This is a genomic window from Isoptericola variabilis 225, from assembly GCF_000215105.1.
Lineage (GTDB): Bacteria > Actinomycetota > Actinomycetes > Actinomycetales > Cellulomonadaceae > Isoptericola > Isoptericola variabilis_A.
The window spans coordinates 2,247,882-2,268,086 of record NC_015588.1 but is presented as its reverse complement, the minus strand read 5'-3'; the positions used below and the strand labels follow the sequence as shown (position 1 = coordinate 2,268,086).

Here is a 20,205-nt window from a genome sequence, read left to right as displayed (position 1 = left end):
GCAGGGCCGTCTTGGGATGCGGATGCATCCTTGACGGGAACGCCGTGCCGTGCCGTACGTCACGTTCTCCGCCGGCGGCGACACGCGCGGCGTCCCGTACCTGCGGCGTGTCGGCGAGCGGGCCGGTGCGGTCGGCGTGAAGGTGTGGTGAACGTGAATACGCGGGGGGATGCCGATGTTGGCACCACCGGACCGGGCGAGGAAAGATCGACGCGGCGCGCCGCACCACGGCGCCGGCGCACAGCCCAACGAGCACCTGGACGACGGGACGATGACAACGCGATGAACGATCTGCTGTACGTGAACGGTGGCAACCCGCTCGAGGGCACGATCACCGTGCGGGGGGCGAAGAACTTCGTCTCGAAGGCGATGGTGGCGTCCCTCCTGGGAGAGTCGCCCAGCGTGCTGCGCAACGTGCCGCAGATCCGTGACGTCGCCGTCGTGACGGGCCTGCTCGAGCTGCACGGCGTGACCGTCAAGTCGGACCCCGAGGCGGGCGTGCTCGACCTCGACCCGTCGAACGTCGAGTCCGCGCACGTCGCCGACATCGACGCGCACGCCGGCTCGAGCCGCATCCCGATCCTCTTCTGCGGGCCGCTGCTGCACCGCCTGGGCGAGGCGTTCATCCCCGACCTCGGCGGCTGCCGCATCGGCGACCGGCCCATCAACTACCACCTCGACATCCTGCGCCAGTTCGGCGCCGTCGTGGACAAGCGCCCCAACGGCATCCACCTGCGCGCGCCGCGCCGCCTGCAGGGCACGAAGATCTCCCTGCCGTACCCATCGGTGGGCGCGACCGAGCAGCTGCTGCTCACCGCGGTGCGCGCCGAGGGCATCACCGAGCTGTCCGGCGCCGCGATCGAGCCCGAGATCATGGACCTCATCGCCGTGCTGCAGAAGATGGGCGCGATCATCTCGGTCGACACCGACCGCGTCATCCGCATCGAGGGCGTCGACCGCCTCGACGGGTACTCGCACACCGCGCTCGGCGACCGCATCGAGACGGCGTCGTGGGCCTCCGCGGCGCTCGCCACGGGCGGCGACGTGACCATCAAGGGCGCGACGCAGCCCGAGATGATGACGTTCCTCAACACCTTCCGGAAGGTCGGCGGCCGGTTCGACGTCCAGGAGGACGGCATCCGGTTCTGGCACCCCGGCGGCGACCTCAAGTCGATCGTGCTCGAGACGGACGTCCACCCCGGGTTCATGACCGACTGGCAGCAGCCGCTCGTCGTCGCGCTGACGCAGGCCACGGGCCTGTCGATCGTGCACGAGACGGTGTACGAGAACCGCTTCGGGTTCACCGACGCGCTGCGCCAGATGGGCGCGACCATCCAGGTGTACAAGGAGTGCCTCGGCGGGCGCGACTGCCGGTTCGGCCAGCGCAACTTCCACCACTCCGCCGTCATCTCCGGCCCGACGCCGCTCGCCGCGGCCGACATCGAGGTCCCCGACCTGCGCGGCGGCTTCTCGCACCTCATCGCGGCGCTCGCCGCCAAGGGCACCTCGACCGTGCGTGGGATCAGCCTCATCGACCGCGGGTACGAGTCCTTCCAGGACAAGCTCGTGGCGCTCGGGGCCGACGTCTCCCGCGACTGAGCCGTCGCAGGCTCGGTCGCCATCGGGCGCGACTGAGCCGATCGGGCCGGAGGGCCGGGCGGTAGGCTCTGTCACCGTGCCGATCGCCCGCCCCACCTCCCGCGCCTACCGAGCCATCGCCTGGCTGGTGCGCCGCCTGATGTTCGCGCTCGTCCGCTACGAGTGGCGCGGCGCCGAGTACCTGCCGCGTCAGGGCGGGTTCATCGCCGCGGCCAACCACGCCACGGAGCTCGACGCGCTGACGTTCGCGCACTTCCTGTTCGACCACGGGTACGAGCCGCGCATCATGGCCAAGCGCAGCCTGTTCACGACGCCGGTGCTCGGCTCGATCCTGCGTGCCACCCGCATGATCCCGGTCGACCGGGGGAGCGCGGCCGCGGCCCGCTCGCTCGAGGCGGCGGCGGAGCAGCTCGGCGACGGCGCGTGCGTCGCGATCTTCCCCGAGGGCACCATCACGCGCGACCCGGACCTGTGGCCCATGGAGCCGAAGACGGGCCTCGCCCGCATCGCCCTCGCGACGCGCCTTCCGGTCGTCCCGATCGCCCAGTGGGGCGCGCACGAGATCCTGCCCCGGTACGGCCGCCTGCCGAGGCCGTTCCCGCGCAAGCGCGTGCAGATGGTCGCCGGCCCGCCGGTCGACCTGTCGGACCTCTACGACAAGCCCCTGGACGCGGTCGTGCTGCGCGAGGTCATGAACCGCGTCATGGACGCGATCACCGCGCTGCTGTCCGAGGTGCGCGGCGAGCCCGCGCCGGCCGCGCGGTTCGACCTGCGCAAGCACCCCGAGTACGAGGCGCGCCGCACCCACTACCCGCCGGTGGAGCGCCCGTGAGCGGCACGACGCCGGTGCGCGCCGCCGTCCTCGGCTCCGGCTCGTGGGGCACCACGTTCGCGATGGTGCTCGCCGACGCCGGCTGCGAGGTGCGCCTGTGGGGCCGCGACGAGACCGTGGCGCACGAGATCACGCACGAGCGCACGAACGCCCGGTACCTCCCGGGTGTCGAGCTTCCGCCGATCGTCGCGACGACCGACGCCGCGACGGCGCTCGCGGGCGCGAACCTCGTGGTCGTCGCCGTCCCGTCGCAGGTCGCGCGTGCCACGCTCGCGCGGCTGCGTCCCCACGTGGAGCCGGACGCCGTCGTCGTGTCCCTCATGAAGGGCGTCGAGCTCAGCACCGACGAGCGCATGAGCCAGGTCATCGCCGAGGTGCTGGAGATCCCCGAGCAGCGGGTCGTCGTGGTGTCCGGCCCGAACCTCGCGCTCGAGATCGCGGCCCGCCAGCCGACCGCGACCGTCGTCGCCGGCGTCGACGACGAGGCCACGCGGTTCGTCGCCGACGCCTGCTCCAACGCCTACTTCCGCCCGTACACGAACCGCGACGTCATCGGCGTCGAGCTGTGCGGCGCGGCCAAGAACGTCATCGCGCTGGCCGTCGGCATGGCCCAGGGCCGCGGCTTCGGATACAACACGACGGCCACCGTCATCACCCGCGGGCTGGTCGAGATCACGCGGCTCGGGCTCGCGCTCGGCGCCGACGTCGAGACCTTCTCCGGCCTGGCCGGGATGGGCGACCTCGTCGCCACGTGCACGTCGCCGCAGTCGCGCAACCACCGTCTCGGCAGGTACGTGGGCGAGGGCATGTCGCTCGAGGACGCCGTCGCGGCCACGGGGACCACTGCCGAGGGCGTGAAGTCGTGCCGGTCGGTGCTCGAGCTCGCGCAGCACCACGGCGTCGACATGCCGATCACGGCGGGCGTCGTCGCCGTCCTGCACGAGGGCCTGCCCGTCGACGAGATGGCACGCGGGCTGCTCGCACGCCCCCAGAAGGCCGAGGGTGTCGGCGCCTGAGCGCTAGTCGTGTCGCACGTCGACGACGACGCGCGCCGGGTCGGACAGCGCGAACACGCGGAACGGGCGGCGCTCGCCGTCGACCCCGATGAACGCCGTCGAGTACCCCTCGAACCAGAACCGGTACACGACCTCCTCGACGGCCTCGGTGCCGTCCGGGTCGACCGGGCCGCCGTCGTACTCCGGCACGCCGCTGTCGTCGGGCATGGCCGTGCCGGAGATGACCACCTGCAGGATCGCGTCGCCGTCGACGTCGACGGGGTTGCCGCTGCCGTCGTCGACGGCCTCGTCGACGTACTCGACGCGCCAGCCGGGCGTGCCGGAACCGCCGAGGTCGAACACGACGCGGTCGAAGCCGTCGTGCGCGCCGACGCGGACGTCGGTCACCGTGAGGCGCGCGTCACCGCCGGGCTCCGCGGTGTCGGGCTCGGTGTTCGCCGCGAACGGCGGGGCCGATCCCGTGGGCTCGTCGGTGCTCGTGTCGTCGCCCGTGTCGTCGTCGGGGTCGGCGGTGCCGGGGCTCGCGGTGCCCGACGGCGCGGCGTCGTCGGTCGGGGACGCCGTGTCGGTGGGCGTGGGTGCCGAGGTGGTCGGGTTGCCGCCCGTGCCGTACCCGGGCTGGCCCTCGCCGCCGGTGCAGGCGCCCACGAGCAGCAGGGCCGCGGCGGCGAGCGCGGCGGCGGACCGTCGGGTCCGGGACGTGGTCCTCATGGTCCGACGGTGGCACGCGCAGGTGACGACCGCAGCGCGACACGGACACGATCCGATCACTCTTGCCGTGTCAGACGCGTGATGGGATCTGGCCCACCACGCTTCTGACACGTCAGAGAGTGCGCAGCGCCCGGTCGAGGTCGGCCCAGAGGTCCTCGACGTCCTCGACGCCGACCGACAGGCGCAGCAGGTCCTCGGGCACCGTCGTCGACTCGGTCGTGAAGCGGCGGCGGCGCTCGAGCGTCGACTCGACGCCGCCGAGCGACGTCGCGGGGACCCACAGCCGCACGGCGGCGACGACCGCGTCGGCCGCCGCGACCCCGCCGCGCGGCCGCAGTCCGAGGATCGCGCCGAACCCGGTCATCTGCCGCGACGCCCGCTCGTGGCCCGGGTCGGCGGGCAGCGACGGATGGCGCACCTCGGCGACGGCCGGGTGCTCGGCGAGGCGACGCGCGAGCTCGGCCGCGTTCGCGTTCGCGCGCTCGACCCGCAGGTGCAGCGTCCGCAGGCCGCGCAGCGCGAGGAAGACCTCCATCGGCCCGGCGATCGAGCCGTGCAGCGTCCGGTAGGCCCGCACGTCGGCCGCGATCGCGTCGTCGTTCGTCACGACCGCGCCGAGGACGACGTCGGAGTGCCCGGCCAGGTACTTCGTCACCGAGTGCACGACGACGTCGGCCCCGAGCTCGAGCGGCCGCTGCCCGAGCGGCGTCGCGAACGTGTTGTCGACGACGGTGCGCACGCCCCGCTCGCGCGCCGCGGCGAGGATCGCCGGGAGGTCCGCCACCTCGAGCATCGGGTTGGTCGGCGACTCGGCGAGGAGCAGCGATGCCCCGGCGAGCGCCGCGACGACCTGGTCGGTGTCCGCGATGTCGACCCGGCGGACCTCGACGCCGTGCCGCGCGGCAAGGTCGTCGAGGTAGCCGAGCGTGACCTGGTAGGCGTGGCGCGGCACGACGACGGCGCCGCCGTCGGGCACGGCGCCGAGCGTGGCCGCGATCGCGGCCATGCCGGAGCCGAAGACGACGCCGTGCTCGCCGCCCTCGAGCGCCGCGAGGGCCTCCTCGAAGGGTCGCCACGTCTCCGTGCCCGAACGCGTGTAGAGCAGCTCGCCGTCGCCCGGCGTGCCCTGCGAGACGTACGTCGAGCTCAGCACCACCGGCGGGTTGACCGGGCCGCCCTGCACGCGCGGCGGGCGCCCGGCCGTGACGGCGACCGTGGCGGGGGAGAGCTGACCGGTGACCTCGTGCGTCATGCGCGCAGCGTACGACGGCTGCCCGCGGCGACGACGGGCCGTCTCGGTCGCTGCGGGCGTGACGCCCTACTCCAGCGGGCCGAGCAACGACTGGGCGACGGTCGAGTGCGCGGACTCGTCGTCGGACGGGTGGAAGATGCCCGCGAGCACGTCGCGGTACAGGCGGCCGAGCTCCGAGCGGTTGAAGTACGTCGACCCGCCCGAGCAGCGGATCGCCTCGTCGACGACGTAGCGCGCCGTCTCGGTCGCCCGGACCTTGAGGCCCGCCGTCGCGCGGAACCAGCCCGCACCGCGGTCGACGAGCGCGTCGACCTCGCCGGCGAGCTGGTCGAGCTGCGGCCAGATGCCGTCGAGCGCGAGCGCGGCCGAGGCGACGCGCCACCGGATGTCCGGGTCCTGCGAGTAGGCCTTGCCGGTCTTCATCGACCGCCGGCGGCCGACCGTCTCGACGGCGAGCTGGAGCGCGCGGTCGGCGATCCCCGTGTAGACGGAGGCGAGCAGGATCTCGAACGACGTGAAGATGCCCAGCACGTACGGGTCGAGGCTCGGGCCGGGCTGCAGGCGGCGGATGACACGGTCGGCGCGCGCGTGCGCGCCGTCGAGCACCGTGGTGCACGACTGCGACGCGCGCATGCCGAGGGTGTCCCAGTCGTCGAGGATCTCGAACCCCCCGCCGTCGCGCGTGACGAACGCGTGCACGATGCGCGGGTCGTCGGGGTCCGTGGTGTCGTCGAGGCCCATGACGCCGAGGCGGGTCCAGCCCGGCGAGTTCGACGTGAAGATCTTCCGGCCGTGGAACGTGTAGCCGCCGTCGCCGTCGGGCCGCGCCTCCGTGCGCGAGCCGAGCAGCACGAGGTCGTTGCCCGCCTCGGAGTAGCCGAAGCCGAACACCTCGCCGTGCGCGGTCTCGCGCAGCAGCCAGTCGAGCGAGTCGTCGCCGCGCTCGTGCAGGTAGCGCGCGACGGCGACCCACACGTGGTGCATGTTGACCGCCAGCGCGGTTGCCGGGGCGGCGCCCGCGAGGCGCGCCTGCTCGCGGGCCGTCTCGCGCAGCGTCAGCCCGGCGCCCCCCAGGTGCTCGGGGACCATCGCCTGCAGGTAGCCGGCGGCCTTGAGGTCGGCGAGGTCGTCGGCGAAGAACGTGTTCTCGCGGTCGTGGTCCGCGGCCCGGCCGCGGATCGTGGCCAGGAGGTCGTCGGTGAGGATCTGCCGGTCGGTGAACGTCGCGGGGTTGGCGGCCATGGCCCGATTCAACCACCGCCTGTCGCCCGGCGAGCGGGTGCCCGACGGCGTCACCGCGGTCCGGCGCAGCGCTCGCCCGCGCGGGGTTGCGGGTCGTATAGGGTCGGGCCGATGTCCGACGCCACCACCGCCCCCGTCCCCGCCGTGCCCGACCCGGCCGACGGCACGCCGCGCAAGCCGCGGGTCGCCCTGCTCTTCGGCGGTCGCTCCGGCGAGCACGCCATCTCGGCCGCGACGGCCGCCGGCGTGCTGGGTGCGATCGACCGGTCGAAGTACGACGTCGTGCCGGTCGGCATCACCCGTGAGGGCCGGTGGGTCGTCGCCGAGGACTCCCCGGAGCGGTGGCAGATCACGGGCGGCCGGCTCCCCGAGGTCACCGACGAGACCGGCGGCGAGGTCGTGCTGTCGCTCACGCGCGGCGAGCGGACCCTGCGCGTGCTCGAGCCGGGCGCCGTGCCGGCGCTGCTCGGCGAGGTCGACGTCGTCTTCCCGCTCCTGCACGGGCCCTACGGCGAGGACGGCACGATCCAGGGCATGCTCGAGCTCGCCGACGTCCGGTACGTCGGCGCGGGCGTCCTGGCCTCGGCCGTGGGGATGGACAAGCACTTCATGAAGCTCGTGCTCGCCGGGCACGGGCTTCCCGTCGGGCCGTACACGGTCATCCGGCCGCGGGACTGGGAGCGCAGCCCGAAGGTCTGCGCCCAGACGGTCGAGACGCTCGGCCTGCCGGTGTTCGTCAAGCCCGCGCGCGCGGGCTCGTCGCTCGGCATCACGCGCGTCGACGACCTCGCCGACTTGCCGGCCGCCGTCGAGGCCGCGCGTGAGCACGACCCCAAGGTCATCGTCGAGGCTGCCGTGCACGGCCGCGAGATCGAGTGCGCCGTGCTGGGCGGGCGCGGGGGAGCGGCGCCGCGCGCGTCGCTGCCGGGCGAGATCGTCGTCGACCACGACACGCACGCGTTCTACGACTTCGAGGCCAAGTACCTCGACGAGGCGCACGTGAAGCTCGAGTGCCCCGCCGACCTGCCCGAGCACCTCACCGAGGAGATCCGCCGCCTCGCCGTGCGGACGTTCGAGGCCGTCGGCGCCGAGGGGCTCTCGCGCGTCGACGTGTTCGTCACCCCCGACGAGCAGGTCGTCGTCAACGAGATCAACACCATGCCCGGGTTCACGCCGTACTCGATGTACCCGCGGATGTGGGAGGCGTCGGGGCTGAGCTACCCCGAGCTCGTCGACGAGCTCATCCAGCTCGCGCTCGAGCGTCGCACGGGCCTGCGCTGACCCCCGCCGAGGTAGCGCTGCGCGCGCCGAGGTAGCGCCGGGGTCAGTGCTCGCCCGGCTCGCCGGGCAGGACGATCTCCGACAGGGGCCCGGGCGCCCAGGCGACCTCCCAGCGGAAGCCGTCCGGGTCGGCGAAGTACCCGGAGTACCCGCCCCACGCCCGGTCGACGGCGTCACTCACCATCGGTGCACCGGCGCGACGTGCGTCGTCGAGCACCTGGTCGATGGCGGACGGCGACGCGAGGTTGTGCGCGAGCGTGACCGGCGGCGTCCCGTCGCGGCCGACCGGGCCGATCTCCTCGCGGGCGTGCCCCTCGTCCCACAGGGAGAGGACGAGGTGCTCGCCCACGCGAAACATGAGTACCTCCCCGGGAGCCTCCAGCAGCGGCTCCCAACCGAGGCCGTCGACGTAGAAGCGCCGCGTCGCGGTCAGATCCCCGACGACGAGCGTGACGAGACTCAGGCGTTGGTCCATGAGGGCACGCTGCCACGCGCGTCCGACACGCGCGCTACTTCGGCGGGTGGTGCGCTACTTCGGCGGGTGGAGCGCTACCTCGGCGGGTGGAGCGCTACCTCGGCGGAGGGGTCAGGTGCACGCGCGCGTCTGCTCGACGTGACCCACGGCCTGGGCGAGGTCGGCGACGAACGCCGTGGAGTGCGTCTCGGTCACGGCGGGCGGCACGACGACCTCGACGGCGGGATCGCGGCCGTAGGTCGTGAAGCGCCACGTCCCCTCGCCGTCGGTCACGACGATCCAGTCCACGGTGCCCGCAGCCGACTCCACCCGCTGGCAGTCCGTCGACGGGCCGGGCGGGGTGACGCCGCAGCGCAGCGTCACGGCGGCGCCCGGCTCGCCCCATGCGGCCGTCGCCTGAGCGTTGGTCTTGACCTTGGGAAGGTCCTCGGCCAGCCGGTCGGGCAGCGCGAGCATCACCTCGGCACACACGGGGTTGGCCGCGTCCTCGGCTGCCTCGACGCCGATCGTCGGGGCGCAGCCGGCCAGCACGGCGACGACGGGCGTGGCCAGGAGCAGCGGCACGGCACGGCGGAGCACGGCCCCACCGTACCCGGCCGCCCCGGGCGTCCCGGCGGATAGGGTTCCGTGCGTGACCGACCCCGCCCTGCTGGTCCGCGACCTCGACGAGACCGAGCTCCTCGCCCGCGTCTTCCCGCTGCTGCCACCGGGCGAGGCGACGGACGTCGGGCCCGGCGACGACGCGGCCGTGGTCCGCGCGCCCGACGGGCGCTACGTCGTCTCGACCGACGTGCTCGTCGAGGACCGGCACTTCCGGCGTCGGTGGTCGTCCGGGTACGACGTCGGACGGCGGGCCGCGGTGCAGAACCTCGCGGACGTCGCGGCCATGGGTGCGCGGCCGACGGCCCTCGTCGTGTCGCTCGTCGTGCCGGGAGACCTGCCGGTCGCGTGGGTCACTGACCTGGCCCGCGGCCTCGCGGACGCGACGTCGCCCGTCGGCGCCGCGGTGGTCGGGGGAGACCTGTCCGGCGGCGACGCGGTGGTCGTCGCCGTGACCGTGCACGGGGACCTCGCCGGCCGCCGTCCGGTGCTGCGCTCGGGTGCGCGCGCGGGCGACGTCGTCGCCCACGCGGGCGTGCGCGGCCGTTCGGCCGCGGGGCTCGCGCTGCTCGACGCCCGCACGGCCGTCCCGTCCGACGGCGCGCCGGGGGCGTCAGGCCCGTTCGCGCCGCTCGTCGCGGGCTACCTGCGCCCGTGGGCACCGCTGGACGCGGGCCCGGCCGCAGCCGACGCCGGTACGACGGCGATGCTCGACGTCTCGGACGGCCTCCTGCGCGACGCCGGGCGCCTCGCCCGGGCGAGCGGCGTCGTCGTCGACCTCGACCGCGCGGCGCTCGAGCCCGACGTCGCCGAGCTGGCGGACGCCGCCAGGGCGCTCGGTTCCGAGGACCCGGAGGGCACCGCGCTCGCGTGGGTGCTGTCCGGTGGGGAGGACCACGGCTTGCTGGCCACGTTCCCGGCCGGGACGCCGCTGCCCGAGCCGTTCCGCGCCGTCGGTCACGTGCGCGCGCTCGACGGGCAGGGGCCGCGGGTCACGCTCGACGGGCACGAGCCCGCCGTGGGACCCGGGTGGGACCACTTCGGTGGTCGGTGAGCTCAGCCGCGGCGGTAGCGCACCTGCGTGACCGGGGTGCCGCCGACCTCGTCGATGCGCTCGATGCCGTCCGGGTGGAAGCCGTGGCGGCGGTAGAAGTGGCGGGCGCGCTCGCTCGTCGCGGGCACCCACAGCGACATGGGCGTGCCGTCCGAGACGTCCGCGAGGACGGTGCGCATGAGGTCACGCGCGACGCCCCGCCCCCAGGCCTCGGGGTCCAGGTAGATGGCGTAGAGCTCGAGGTCGCCCGGCTCGGCGTCCTCGTCGCGCGACGGGCCCCAGCTCGCGAACCCGAGCATGCGGCCGTCGGCCTCGGCGACGATGGTGGTGCCCCGCCCCTCGGAGAGGATCCTGGTCCACTCCTCGAGGCGACTCTCCGGGCCGAGCGTGTCGAGGTACTCGGGCGGCAGGATGCCGGCGTGCGCCTGCTTCCACGACGCCACGTGCACGCGGGCGATCGCAGGGGCGTCGCCCGGCGTCGCGGACCGGATGACAACGTCGTTGTCGGTCTGCACCATCATGCGCACAGCCTGCCACGGCGGCGGCTCGACCGCCAAGGGCGTTTGGTGAATGCTTCACGAACTCTTTGCAGAGCGAACGATCCTGCCCGGACGCAGCACGACGCCCGCCGGGCGGACCCGGCGGGCGTCGTGGAAGTCGGTGCGTCGGAGCCGACGCGCGACGGCTCAGGCCTGGCGCTGCACCTTGCCGGCCTTGAGGCACGAGGTGCAGACGTTGACGCGCTTCGGGGTGCCCGCGACGACGGCACGCACGCGCTGGATGTTCGGGTTCCAGCGGCGCTTGGTGCGGATGTGGGAGTGCGAGATGCTGTGCCCGAAGCCCGGGCCCTTGCCGCAGACGTCGCAGTTGGCAGCCACGGTGTCTCCTGAATCGTCGTGACACGTCCCGCGCGAGAGCGCAGCAGGACGTGATGCTGGTGGTCGAGGGGAGGCCCGGGACAGCCCGGGCAACCGTACGAGGATAGCCGATCCGCGCGAGTTGCCTCAACGTGGGTTCGGTCACCGCTACGGTGGAGCCGGACGGGCGCCGGCCCGTCCCCAGGGTACGCGAGAGGAGCCCGTGGCCCGGACGGACCCGAGGAGGCGCGTTTGACCGAGGCCGAGCTGCTCGACGCCGCGGTCGTGCGCACCTGGGCGCGGCTCGCGGCCGAGGCCCTCGGGCGGGCGCGCACCGCGCTCGACGGCGTCAACGTCTTCCCCGTGGCCGACGGCGACACGGGCACGAACATGCACCTCACGCTGCGCGAGGCCGCCGACGCGATCCGCGACACGCCCGACGACGCCGGCGGCGCCCGCCTCCTGCGGCTCATGGCCCGCGGCGCCCTCCTCGGCGCGCGGGGCAACTCGGGCGTGATCCTCAGCGAGTGGCTGCGCGGCCTGGCCGTGGCCGCCACGCACCGCGACCCGCTCGCGCCCGCGCTCGATGCCGCCGCCCGCAGCGCGCGCCGCGCGGTCGCGCACCCCGAGCCCGGGACCATCCTCACCGCGGCCGAGGTCGCGGCCGCCGCGGCGCGCGACGCCGCCGCGGGCCCGGCCGGCCCGGAGGCCGCGCCGGCCCCGGCCGACGGGCACGACGCGGCGACGCAGGCCGTGCTCGACGCCGCCCGGCGCGGGGCGCGCGAGGCCGCGCTCTCGAGCCCCGCCTCGCTCGCGGCGCTGCGCGCGGCCGGCGTGCTCGACGCCGGCGCGTGCGGCCTCGTCCTCGTCCTGCACGCCCTCGCCGAGGCCCAGCGCGTCGCCGGGGGCGGACGGGTGTCGGAGGCGCCGGGCACCATGACGCCCGTGACGCTCGACCTCGACCTCGGCCCGGCGGCCGTCACCGGCACCGCGCCCGCTACCGTGCCGCCCGGCGTCGTCGCGGGCGTCCCCGCGGCCGACGGCGAGGAGCTCGAGCTCATGTTCGTGCTGCACCGTCCCGCGGGCGCCGCCGAGTTCGCGCCCGGCGAGGTGGGCGAGGCGCTGCGCGCCGAGCTCGGCGAGGTCGGCGACTCGGTCGTCGTCGTGGGCGGCGGCCAGGACGACGCCGAGGACGCCGACACCGTCTGGCAGGCGCACGTGCACACGCCCGACCTGGACGCGGCGCTCGCGGTCGCGCGGAGATGGGCCGGCCGGGGCGACGTCTCGCACGTCCACGTCCGCCACCTCGCCGTGCCGCCCGTCGGGTGGGGCGTGGTCGCCGCGACCGACGCCCCGGCGCTCGCGGCCGACCTCGCGCGCGGCGGCGCCGTCGTGCTCCTCGCGCTCGACGTGACCGTCTCGGCCGACGACCTCGCCCAGGCCGCGCTACGGCGCCGGCGCCCGGCGGGTGCTCGTCCTGCCCGGGCCGGTGCCCGAACGCCGCGACGGGCGTCCCCGCAGCGCTCGCGCGCCGCGGGGCGGGCCGCCCTGCGGACGCGGACGACGAGCGCCCGGTCGACGACGACGTCGAGGCGGTCGTCGTGCACGCGCCCGACGACGCGCACGTCGTCACCGCCGTCGCCGTCGCCGCGGACGCGGTCGACGCCGCCGACGGCCGCGACGTCGACGTCGCCGCCGCGGTCCGCGGGGCGCTCGGCCGCCTGCGCACCGCCCGCGCCGACGCCGCCGGCTGCGGCGCGGTCCTCGCCGAGCTGCTGGCGGCCGGCGGGCCGCCCGTGCTCGTCACGGTCCTCGTCGACGACGCCGTGCCGCCCGCCGTCGTCGGCGACCTCGAGGCGGTGGCGGCCCGGGAGGCCCCCGGGGCCGACGTCGTCGTGCTGCCGACGGGACGCCCGGGCGCCGGGGTGACGCTGTGCGTGGAGGAGCAGGAGGACTGATGGGCCGCGAGGACGAGAAGCTCTCGGCGGTGCTCGGCGCCCGGACCGCGGGCTCGCTCGGCAAGCTGGGGCTGGAGACGGTCGGCGACCTGCTGCGGCACTACCCGCGCCGGTACGGCGACCCGGGCACGCTCACGGACATGGACAGGCTCGCGCTCGGCGAGCACGTGACGGTCATGGCGCGCGTCGCCCGTGCGACCGTGCGGCAGATGCGCAGCCGTGGCGGCGCGCTCCTGCAGGCGGTGGTGACCGACGGGCGCCACGAGCTGCAGCTCACCTTCTTCGCCAAGCGGCCCGGGGCGCTGCGGCCGCACGAGGACAAGCTGCGCCCGGGGCGCGTCGGCCTGTTCACGGGCGTCGTCAGCGCGTACCGGGGCCAGCGCCAGCTCACGCACCCCGACTACGTGCTCGTGGGCGTCGACGCCGACGACGAGGAGTCGGCGATGTTCGAGGCGAGCAGGCCCATCCCGATCTACCCGGCGTCGGCGTCGGTGCCGAGCTGGCGGATCCAGCGCGCGGTGCGCACGGTGCTCGACCCGCTCACGGCGCAGGACGTCGACGACCCGGTGCCGGTCGAGGTCCGGGCCAGGCTGGGCCTGCCGGACCGGCTCGACGCGCTGCGCCGCATCCACGTGCCCGCCGACGCGCGCGACTGGCAGCAGGCGCGCGACCGCTTCCGCTTCGAGGAGGCGTTCGTCCTCCAGGCCGCGCTCGCGCAGCGCCGCGCGGCCGCGGCGGAGCAGGAGGCGACGGCCCGGCCGCCGCGCGCGCCCGGCGAGCCGAGCATCCTCGTCGACTTCGACGCGCAGCTGCCGTTCACCCTCACCGAGGGGCAGCGCTCGGTCGGCGAGGACATCGCGCGCGAGCTCGCGCAGCCGCGGCCCATGCAGCGGCTGCTACAGGGCGAGGTCGGCTCGGGCAAGACGGTCGTGGCGCTGCGGGCCATGCTCCAGGTGGTCGACGCCGGCGGGCAGGCCGCGCTGCTGGCACCGACCGAGGTGCTCGCCGCGCAGCACGCCCGCACCCTGCGCCAGCTGCTCGGCCCGCTCGCCGAGGGCGGCCTGCTCGGCGGCGCCGCGAACGGCACGCGGGTCGCGCTCCTCACCGGCTCGCTCGGCGCCGCGGCGCGCAAGGAGGCCCTGCTGCAGGCCGCGAGCGGAGAGGCGGGGATCATCGTCGGGACGCACGCGCTGCTCGGCGAGCACGTGCAGTTCGCCGACCTGGGGCTCGTCGTCGTCGACGAGCAGCACCGGTTCGGCGTCGAGCAGCGCGACGCGCTGCGCGCCAAGGGCCGCGTGGCCCCGCACCTGCTCGTCATGACGGCCACGCCGATCCCGCGCACCGTCGCGATGACCGTGTTCGGCGACCTCGAGACGTCGTCGCTGACCGAGATCCCGGCCGGGCGCTCCGGCATCACGACCCACGTGGTCCCCGCGGCCAACCCCGTGTGGATGGACCGCACCTGGGCGCGCGTGCGCGAGGAGGTCGACGCGGGCCACCGCGCGTACGTCGTGTGCCCGCGCATCCACCCCGACGCGGACGTCCCGACGTCGGGCGCGGCCGCGGCGTCGGCCGAGTTCGACGACGTGCCCGACTTCCTCGAGCTCACCGAGGGCGAGGCGACGTCGGACCGCCCGCCGCTGCGCGCGGTGCTCGAGGTCGCGGACATGCTGCGCACGCTGCCGCAGCTCGACGGGATCGAGGTCGGCGTCCTGCACGGGCAGATGGCCCCGGCCGACAAGGACGCCGTGATGGCCCGCTTCGCGTCGGGCGAGGTGCAGGTGCTCGTGTCGACGACGGTGATCGAGGTCGGCGTCGACGTCCCCGAGGCGACGGTCATGGTCGTGTACGACGCCGACCGCTTCGGCCTGTCGCAGCTGCACCAGCTGCGCGGCCGCGTCGGGCGCGGGAGCGCGCCCGGCCTGTGCCTGCTCGTCTCGACGGCGGAGCCCGGCACGCCCGCGGCCGCGCGTGTCGAGGCGCTCGCCGAGACGACCGACGGGTTCAGGCTCGCGACGCTCGACCTCGAGCTGCGCTCGGAGGGCGACGTGCTCGGCGCGGCGCAGTCGGGCCGGTCGAGCTCGCTGCGCCTGCTACGGGTCGTCAAGGACGCGGACGTGATCGAGCAGGCTCGGCGCGAGGCGACCGCCGTCGTCGAGGCGGACCCCGAGCTGCACCACCAGCCCGCGCTGCGTGGCGCGATCGAGGCGCAGCTCGACGACGAGCAGGAGGAGTTCCTCGAGCGCGCGTGACCTACGCTCGCGGGTATGACGAGGATCGTGGCCGGGACGGTCGGCGGGCGCACCATCGCGGTGCCGCCCAAGGGCACGCGTCCCACGAGCGACCGGGTCCGCGAGGCGATCTTCTCCCGGCTCGAGCACCTCGACGTGCTCGACGGCGGCCGCGTGCTCGACCTGTTCGCCGGCTCGGGCGCGCTCGGCCTCGAGGCGGCGAGCCGCGGCGCGGTGGAGGTCGTGCTCGTGGACTCCGCGCGCCGGGCCGCCGACGTCGCGCGGCGCAACGTCGCCGACCTCGGGCTCACCGGGACCGTGCGGGTCGTCGCCGACACCGCCGAGCGGTACTCGGCCGGCGCCGTCGGGCCGTTCGACGTCGTGTTCCTCGACCCGCCGTACGACCTGGCGGAGCCGGCGCTCGCCGTCGTGCTCGAGCACCTCGCCGCGCCGGGCGTGCTCGCCCGCGGTGCCGTCGTCGTCGTCGAGCGCTCGACCCGCAGCCCCGAGCCGACGTGGCCCGCCGGACTCGAGCCGTTCGCGCGCAAGGACTACGGCGAGACGGCCGTGCACTACGCCGAGCCCACGGCCTAGCAGTTCGGGGAGCGGGCACCTGACACCTCCGAGGAGCCTCGGACGATTCGGCGCGGCTCCGGGTTAGCGTGGCGGCGTGACCACCGCAGTCTGCCCCGGGTCGTTCGACCCGATCACGCTCGGCCACCTCGACATCGTGCGCCGGGCGCGCCGCATGTTCGACGTCGTGGTCGTCGGCGTCGCGCGCAACGCCTCGAAGACCGCCCTGCTCACGCCCGCCGAGCGCGTCGAGGTCGCGCGCGAGGCGCTCGCGGCGGACCCGGAGACGGCCGACGTGCGCGTCGCCGAGGTGCCGGGCCTGCTCGTCGACTTCTGCCGCGAGGTGGGCGCCGTCGCGGTGGTCAAGGGCCTGCGCGGGGGAGCGGACTTCGACTCCGAGCTGCCGATGGCCCTCATGAACCGGCACCTGACGGGTCTGGAGACCGTCTTCGTGCCGGGCGACCAGCGCTACGCGCACGTCGCGTCGTCGCTGGCGAAGGACATCGCCCGCCACGGCGGGCCGATCGACGACCTCGTACCGCCCGGCGCGGCCGCGGCGGTGCGTGCGGCGTTGGCGCGCTGAGGACACGTCGAGGGGGACGACGACATGGCCAGACCGACCGTACCGAGCGAAGCGATGCACCAGATGACGAGCGACACGAACCACAACCCGACCGCCGGCCTGCTCGAGATCCTCGAGGATCTCGCCGCGCTGCTCGAGAACGCGCGCGCGGTGCCGCTGTCGCCCAACGTCAAGGTCGACCGCGACCAGGCGCTCGGGCTGGTCGACGAGCTGCGCGACGCGCTGCCCACGCAGGTCGCCCGCGCCGACGAGGTGCTCGCCCAGGCGGAGCGCACGCTCCAGGACGCGCACCGGCAGGCGGAGGAGATCGTCGCGTCGGCGCGCGCCCGCGCGATCGAGCTCGTCGAGCACGAGCAGGTCGTCGTCCAGGCCCGCTCGCGCGCGGCCGAGATCGTCGCCGAGGCCGAGCGCAAGGCGGCCGAGCTGCGCTCCGACGCCGACCAGTACTGCGACTCGCGGCTGGCCGAGTTCGAGCAGGACCTCGCGGGGCTCACGCGGCAGGTCCAGGCCGGCCGGGCGAAGCTGGCGGAGCGGTTCGACGGCGGCGGGCCGCGCGTGCGGTGGGACTCGGTGACCGACCCGCAGTGGCCCCAGGAGAAGGCCGGCCGCCCGGCCTGAGACTTCTCTCACGTTGCGGGGCGGCTGTTGGTCGCCCCGGGCGCATCGCGTAGACTGGAGCGCTGGCCCGGGACCGGGCCGCACGACCACACCCGTACCCACCTGCCTGGAGCCTGCCATCAGCACCGCCAAGCGCTCGCCGCTCGTGCTCGACACGCACGAGCTGTCGCGTCGACCCGGGACGATGCGCGAGATCTCGCGCGTCGTGCAGGCGCCTGCCGACCTGGGCGCGTCGGTCATCGGCATCCCCGAGGGCAGCGAGCTGCTGCTGGGGCTGCGGCTCGAGGCCGTCATGGAGGGCGTGCTCGTCTCGGGTGCCGTGCGCGGCACGGCGACCGGCGAGTGCGTCCGCTGCCTCGACCCGCTCGAGCGCGAGGTCACGGTTCACGTGCAGGAGCTCTTCGTCTACCCGGAGCGTGCGCAGGCGGCCGAGGCCGCGGGCGACGACGACGCCGACGACGAGTCCGTGCTCACCGACGACCAGGCGGACATCGAGCCCGCGGTTCGGGATTCGGTCGTCACTGCACTACCATTTCAACCGCTGTGCCGGGAGGACTGCCCGGGCCTGTGCTCCGGGTGCGGAGCGCGCCTGGCCGACGACCCCGGTCACCATCACGACGTCGTCGACCCTCGCTGGGCGGCGCTGAAGACCATGCTCGAGGAGTCGAGCGTGTCCGACGAGACGAAAGAGAGCTAGCCGTGGCTGTTCCGAAGCGCAAGATGTCGCGCAGCAACACCCGTGCGCGTCGCTCGCAGTGGAAGACCACCGCGGCGAACCTCGCGACGTGCCCGAACTGCAAGGGTCAGAAGCTGTCCCACGCGGCGTGCCCCACCTGCGGCACGTACAAGGGCCGCCAGTACGCCGAGGCGCTGCGCACCGAGCACGCGGGCTGACATGCCCCCGCACGGCACCCGGCAGCGTCCGGAGCCGACCGCTCTTCTCGAGAAGCTCGGGGTCCACCTGGACCCCGAGCTTCTCGTCCTTGCCCTGACGCACCGGTCCTTCGCGCACGAGGCCGGGGGCATCCCGACGAACGAGCGGCTCGAGTTCCTGGGCGACACCGTGCTCGGCCTCGTCGTCACCGAGGCGCTGTACCGCCGCCACCCGGAGCAGTCCGAGGGCGAGCTCGCGAAGATGCGCGCGGCCACGGTCTCGCAGCGCTCGCTGGCCGCCGTCGCGCGGCGCCTCGAGCTCGGCCGGTACATCCTGCTCGGCAAGGGCGAGATGCGGACGCGCGGGTACGACAAGGACTCGATCCTGTCGGACACGGTGGAGGCGCTCATCGGCGCGACCTACCTGTCGCACGGCCTCGAGGTCGCGCGCGACCTCGTGCACCGGCTCGTCGACACGACCCTGACGCGCGCCGCCGACCTGGGCGCGGGCCTCGACTGGAAGACGTCGCTGCAGGAGGCCGCCGCGCTGCGCGGCTTCGGCGCGCCGGTCTACGAGGTCGTCGCCGAGGGACCCGAGCACGCGCGCGTCTTCCACGCGCAGGTCACCGCCGGTCCCGTCGTCGGGCTCGGCGAGGGCACGGCCAAGAAGCACGCCGAACAGGCCGCGGCGGAGCAGGCGTACCGGGCGATCGTCGCGCTGGGCGACGGCGAGACGGTCGCCGACGGCACGCCCGCCGATGCCTGAGCTGCCCGAGGTCGAGACCGTCCGTGACGGTCTCGCCCGCCTCGCCGTGGGTGCGGTGGTCCGCGACGTCGAGGTCTTCCGCGAGTACTCCGTGCGGCGGCACGACGGCGGACCGGCCGGCTTCGCGGACCAGCTGCGCGGGCGGCGCCTCGCCGAGGCGGCGCGGCGCGGCAAGTTCCTGTGGCTCCCGCTCGAGGGGCACGACGCCGCGCTGCTCGCCCACCTCGGCATGTCGGGCCAGCTGCTCGTGCGCGACCCCGCGGTCGTCGGCACGTGGGAGCACCCGCACCTGCGCGTGCGGCTGCACCTCGAGGGCGCGCCGTCCGGGGCCCGGTACCTCGACTTCGTCGACCAGCGGACGTTCGGCCACCTGGCGGTGGTCGACCTCGTGCCCACGCCCGACGGCGCGCCCGGCGGCCTGGGTACGCAGCGGCCCGCGGTGCCCGAACCGGTCGCGCACATCGGCCGCGACCTGCTCGACCCCGGAATCGACCGCGACGTCGTCGTCGACGCGATCCGCCGCCGTCGGACCGGCATCAAGCGCGCGCTGCTCGACCAGACGGTCACGTCCGGCGTCGGCAACATCTACGCCGACGAGGCGCTGTGGCGTGCACGCCTGCACTACGCCCGCCCGACCGACACGCTGCGGCGCGCGGAGGTGCACCGGGTGCTCGACGCCGCCGCGCAGGTCATGACCGAGGCGCTCGCGCAGGGCGGCACGAGCTTCGACGCGCTCTACGTCAACGTCAACGGCGAGTCCGGCTACTTCTCGCGCGCGCTCGCGGTGTACGGGCGGGCGGGCGAGCCGTGCCCGCGCTGCGGCACGCCCGTGCGGAGGGACTCGTTCATGAACCGCTCGTCGTACACGTGCCCGCGGTGCCAGCCGCGCCCGCGCAACGCGCGCTGGTAGGCGCTACTCGGGGTCCAGCGCCCACGTCGTGAGCGCGTCGATCGCCTCGGCGTCGATCGAGGAGCCCCCCGCGTGCCGCATCGCGTACTCCCCGAGCAGCGTGCGGTAGACGACGGCGGCGCGGTGTCCCGGATCCGCGGATCCGGCCTCGGTGAGCAGTCGGACCAGGTACGCGGTGCGCACGTCGTCGACGGCGTGCACCGCCGCCCGCACGGTCTCCTCCCGGGCGGCTCCTCGGGGAGCGCGTGGTGCTGCGCCCGCTGCTCGCCCAGGGCTGGAGGATCGGCATCCCGCGTCGACATGCCGGGCGCCTGCTGCGAGGGGTGTGGCACCTGACGTCCGTCGCGTGGTTCGGTCTGGCGGGCGTGCTCGCCGGCTGGTCGGTGCCGGTCACGTTCGCCGTCGTGTGCCTCGTCTCCGGCGCGGTGATCTTCGCCGTGGTCCCCGGCCACCTGGCCTGGCCCTTCTTCACCGCGGCCGGGACCCTCGCGCTCGCCGCGGGCGGCGACGCTCGCCGTCGCCGTCGCGCTCGTCGCCTACACGGTCGTGGTCGCCGGGCTGGCGCTCGGGGAGGCCACCGGTCCCTGGTGGCGCGTGCTCGGTGCCGGTGCGCTCGTCGTCCTGCTCCTCCGCGTCGTCGGCGACGGGCGGTACGTCGGCGTGCTCAAGCGCGTGCGGGACACCGCCTTCGCGCGCGCCGACGACCGCTACTGGACCCCCGCCGTCGGGCTGCTGGCGGCGGGCGCCGCAGCCGGCCTCGCCCTCGCCGGGTAG

At 75.0% G+C, this 20,205-nt stretch carries 22 protein-coding genes and 1 pseudogene; 15 read left to right on the top strand and 8 right to left on the bottom strand.

Annotated features, from left to right (window positions below):
- Nucleotides 1-282 precede the first annotated feature (282 nt).
- The 3 genes from murA (at nucleotide 283) to ISOVA_RS10590 (ending at nucleotide 3,447) form a co-directional block, all read left to right on the top strand.
- The gene (gene murA, locus ISOVA_RS10600; protein ID WP_013839226.1) at nucleotides 283-1,599 is read left to right on the top strand and encodes a UDP-N-acetylglucosamine 1-carboxyvinyltransferase; all 1,317 of its coding nucleotides are present in this window, start codon (nucleotides 283-285) and stop codon (nucleotides 1,597-1,599) included.
- 76 nt (nucleotides 1,600-1,675) lie between these two features.
- Nucleotides 1,676-2,431 carry a lysophospholipid acyltransferase family protein gene (locus ISOVA_RS10595; protein WP_013839225.1) on the top strand — a complete coding sequence of 252 codons (756 nt, stop codon included), beginning with the start codon at nucleotides 1,676-1,678 and terminating at the stop codon, nucleotides 2,429-2,431.
- Nucleotides 2,428-3,447: an NAD(P)H-dependent glycerol-3-phosphate dehydrogenase gene (locus tag ISOVA_RS10590; protein WP_013839224.1), complete on the top strand. Its 1,020-nt coding sequence runs from the start codon at nucleotides 2,428-2,430 to the stop codon at nucleotides 3,445-3,447. Before ISOVA_RS10595 ends, ISOVA_RS10590 begins: the two co-directional genes overlap by 4 nt.
- Nucleotides 3,448-3,450: 3 nt before the next feature.
- Here the strand turns inward: ISOVA_RS10590 and ISOVA_RS10585 are convergent, their stop codons facing one another.
- The 3 genes from ISOVA_RS10585 to ISOVA_RS10575 form a co-directional block, all read right to left on the bottom strand.
- A complete protein-coding gene (locus tag ISOVA_RS10585; RefSeq protein ID WP_013839223.1) occupies nucleotides 3,451-4,158 on the bottom strand; it encodes an AMIN-like domain-containing (lipo)protein in 708 nt (235 codons plus the stop codon).
- A gap of 112 nt (nucleotides 4,159-4,270) precedes the next feature.
- Nucleotides 4,271-5,410, bottom strand: a complete 1,140-nt coding sequence (locus ISOVA_RS10580) for a trans-sulfuration enzyme family protein (protein WP_013839222.1) — start codon at nucleotides 5,408-5,410, stop codon at nucleotides 4,271-4,273.
- 66 nt (nucleotides 5,411-5,476) lie between these two features.
- Nucleotides 5,477-6,652 carry an acyl-CoA dehydrogenase family protein gene (locus tag ISOVA_RS10575; protein ID WP_013839221.1) on the bottom strand — a complete coding sequence of 392 codons (1,176 nt, stop codon included), beginning with the start codon at nucleotides 6,650-6,652 and terminating at the stop codon, nucleotides 5,477-5,479.
- A 111-nt stretch (nucleotides 6,653-6,763) separates the two neighbouring features.
- Between ISOVA_RS10575 and ISOVA_RS10570 the strand changes: the two genes are divergently transcribed.
- Nucleotides 6,764-7,933: a D-alanine--D-alanine ligase family protein gene (locus ISOVA_RS10570; RefSeq protein ID WP_013839220.1), complete on the top strand. Its 1,170-nt coding sequence runs from the start codon at nucleotides 6,764-6,766 to the stop codon at nucleotides 7,931-7,933.
- 43 nt (nucleotides 7,934-7,976) lie between these two features.
- Here the strand turns inward: ISOVA_RS10570 and ISOVA_RS10565 are convergent, their stop codons facing one another.
- Entirely contained in the window at nucleotides 7,977-8,408 is a 432-nt protein-coding gene (locus ISOVA_RS10565) for a VOC family protein (RefSeq protein WP_013839219.1), read from the bottom strand.
- A 111-nt stretch (nucleotides 8,409-8,519) separates the two neighbouring features.
- Nucleotides 8,520-8,987 carry a DUF3515 domain-containing protein gene (locus ISOVA_RS10560; protein ID WP_013839218.1) on the bottom strand — a complete coding sequence of 156 codons (468 nt, stop codon included), beginning with the start codon at nucleotides 8,985-8,987 and terminating at the stop codon, nucleotides 8,520-8,522.
- Nucleotides 8,988-9,039: 52 nt separating this feature from the next.
- Here ISOVA_RS10560 and ISOVA_RS10555 point away from each other — a divergent pair, with 52 nt between their 5' ends.
- Nucleotides 9,040-10,062, top strand: a complete 1,023-nt coding sequence (locus tag ISOVA_RS10555; protein WP_013839217.1) for a thiamine-phosphate kinase — start codon at nucleotides 9,040-9,042, stop codon at nucleotides 10,060-10,062.
- Between the two features lie 2 nt (nucleotides 10,063-10,064).
- Here ISOVA_RS10555 and ISOVA_RS10550 read toward each other — a convergent pair whose 3' ends face one another.
- Together ISOVA_RS10550 and rpmB are read right to left on the bottom strand one after the other, a co-directional pair.
- Nucleotides 10,065-10,583 carry a GNAT family N-acetyltransferase gene (locus tag ISOVA_RS10550; RefSeq protein ID WP_013839216.1) on the bottom strand — a complete coding sequence of 173 codons (519 nt, stop codon included), beginning with the start codon at nucleotides 10,581-10,583 and terminating at the stop codon, nucleotides 10,065-10,067.
- Nucleotides 10,584-10,748: 165 nt separating this feature from the next.
- Nucleotides 10,749-10,940, bottom strand: a complete 192-nt coding sequence (gene rpmB / locus ISOVA_RS10545) for a 50S ribosomal protein L28 (RefSeq protein WP_013839215.1) — start codon at nucleotides 10,938-10,940, stop codon at nucleotides 10,749-10,751.
- Nucleotides 10,941-11,171: 231 nt separating this feature from the next.
- Here rpmB and ISOVA_RS10540 point away from each other — a divergent pair, with 231 nt between their 5' ends.
- From ISOVA_RS10540 to mutM, 9 genes are all read left to right on the top strand, one after another.
- The gene (locus ISOVA_RS10540; RefSeq protein ID WP_013839214.1) at nucleotides 11,172-12,848 is read left to right on the top strand and encodes a DAK2 domain-containing protein; all 1,677 of its coding nucleotides are present in this window, start codon (nucleotides 11,172-11,174) and stop codon (nucleotides 12,846-12,848) included.
- 28 nt (nucleotides 12,849-12,876) lie between these two features.
- Nucleotides 12,877-15,129, top strand: a complete 2,253-nt coding sequence (locus ISOVA_RS10535) for an ATP-dependent DNA helicase RecG (protein ID WP_013839213.1) — start codon at nucleotides 12,877-12,879, stop codon at nucleotides 15,127-15,129.
- Nucleotides 15,130-15,144: 15 nt separating this feature from the next.
- Entirely contained in the window at nucleotides 15,145-15,702 is a 558-nt protein-coding gene (rsmD, locus tag ISOVA_RS10530) for a 16S rRNA (guanine(966)-N(2))-methyltransferase RsmD (protein WP_013839212.1), read from the top strand.
- Nucleotides 15,703-15,778: 76 nt separating this feature from the next.
- The gene (gene coaD, locus ISOVA_RS10525; protein ID WP_013839211.1) at nucleotides 15,779-16,264 is read left to right on the top strand and encodes a pantetheine-phosphate adenylyltransferase; all 486 of its coding nucleotides are present in this window, start codon (nucleotides 15,779-15,781) and stop codon (nucleotides 16,262-16,264) included.
- A 63-nt stretch (nucleotides 16,265-16,327) separates the two neighbouring features.
- A complete protein-coding gene (locus ISOVA_RS10520; RefSeq protein ID WP_041295355.1) occupies nucleotides 16,328-16,882 on the top strand; it encodes an ATP synthase subunit B family protein in 555 nt (184 codons plus the stop codon).
- 145 nt (nucleotides 16,883-17,027) lie between these two features.
- On the top strand, nucleotides 17,028-17,579 hold the full coding sequence (locus tag ISOVA_RS10515) for a YceD family protein (protein ID WP_013839209.1): 552 nt from the start codon (nucleotides 17,028-17,030) through the stop codon (nucleotides 17,577-17,579).
- 2 nt (nucleotides 17,580-17,581) lie between these two features.
- On the top strand, nucleotides 17,582-17,776 hold the full coding sequence (rpmF, locus tag ISOVA_RS10510) for a 50S ribosomal protein L32 (RefSeq protein ID WP_013839208.1): 195 nt from the start codon (nucleotides 17,582-17,584) through the stop codon (nucleotides 17,774-17,776).
- Between the two features lies 1 nt (nucleotide 17,777).
- Nucleotides 17,778-18,521: a ribonuclease III gene (gene rnc, locus ISOVA_RS10505; RefSeq protein WP_013839207.1), complete on the top strand. Its 744-nt coding sequence runs from the start codon at nucleotides 17,778-17,780 to the stop codon at nucleotides 18,519-18,521.
- Nucleotides 18,514-19,431: a bifunctional DNA-formamidopyrimidine glycosylase/DNA-(apurinic or apyrimidinic site) lyase gene (mutM, locus tag ISOVA_RS10500; RefSeq protein ID WP_013839206.1), complete on the top strand. Its 918-nt coding sequence runs from the start codon at nucleotides 18,514-18,516 to the stop codon at nucleotides 19,429-19,431. The genes rnc and mutM overlap by 8 nt, the downstream gene beginning before the upstream one ends.
- Before the next feature lie 3 nt (nucleotides 19,432-19,434).
- Here mutM and ISOVA_RS10495 read toward each other — a convergent pair whose 3' ends face one another.
- On the bottom strand, nucleotides 19,435-19,644 hold the full coding sequence (locus ISOVA_RS10495; protein WP_013839205.1) for a hypothetical protein: 210 nt from the start codon (nucleotides 19,642-19,644) through the stop codon (nucleotides 19,435-19,437).
- 291 nt (nucleotides 19,645-19,935) lie between these two features.
- Between ISOVA_RS10495 and ISOVA_RS10490 the strand changes: the two are divergent.
- Nucleotides 19,936-20,205, top strand: a pseudogene (locus tag ISOVA_RS10490) (DUF3995 domain-containing protein); the annotation flags it as partial.

Coding starts and splice junctions, on each gene's coding strand:
- ISOVA_RS10575 (WP_013839221.1), bottom strand. CDS start 6,652: ATGGCCGCCAACCCCGCGACGTTCACCGACCGGCAGATCCTCACCGAC.
- ISOVA_RS10535 (WP_013839213.1), top strand. CDS start 12,877: ATGGGCCGCGAGGACGAGAAGCTCTCGGCGGTGCTCGGCGCCCGGACC.
- rsmD (WP_013839212.1), top strand. CDS start 15,145: ATGACGAGGATCGTGGCCGGGACGGTCGGCGGGCGCACCATCGCGGTG.
- murA (WP_013839226.1), top strand. CDS start 283: ATGAACGATCTGCTGTACGTGAACGGTGGCAACCCGCTCGAGGGCACG.
- ISOVA_RS10520 (WP_041295355.1), top strand. CDS start 16,328: ATGACGAGCGACACGAACCACAACCCGACCGCCGGCCTGCTCGAGATC.
- ISOVA_RS10570 (WP_013839220.1), top strand. CDS start 6,764: ATGTCCGACGCCACCACCGCCCCCGTCCCCGCCGTGCCCGACCCGGCC.
- rnc (WP_013839207.1), top strand. CDS start 17,778: ATGCCCCCGCACGGCACCCGGCAGCGTCCGGAGCCGACCGCTCTTCTC.
- ISOVA_RS10580 (WP_013839222.1), bottom strand. CDS start 5,410: ATGACGCACGAGGTCACCGGTCAGCTCTCCCCCGCCACGGTCGCCGTC.
- mutM (WP_013839206.1), top strand. CDS start 18,514: ATGCCTGAGCTGCCCGAGGTCGAGACCGTCCGTGACGGTCTCGCCCGC.
- ISOVA_RS10550 (WP_013839216.1), bottom strand. CDS start 10,583: ATGATGGTGCAGACCGACAACGACGTTGTCATCCGGTCCGCGACGCCG.
- ISOVA_RS10565 (WP_013839219.1), bottom strand. CDS start 8,408: ATGGACCAACGCCTGAGTCTCGTCACGCTCGTCGTCGGGGATCTGACC.
- ISOVA_RS10585 (WP_013839223.1), bottom strand. CDS start 4,158: ATGAGGACCACGTCCCGGACCCGACGGTCCGCCGCCGCGCTCGCCGCC.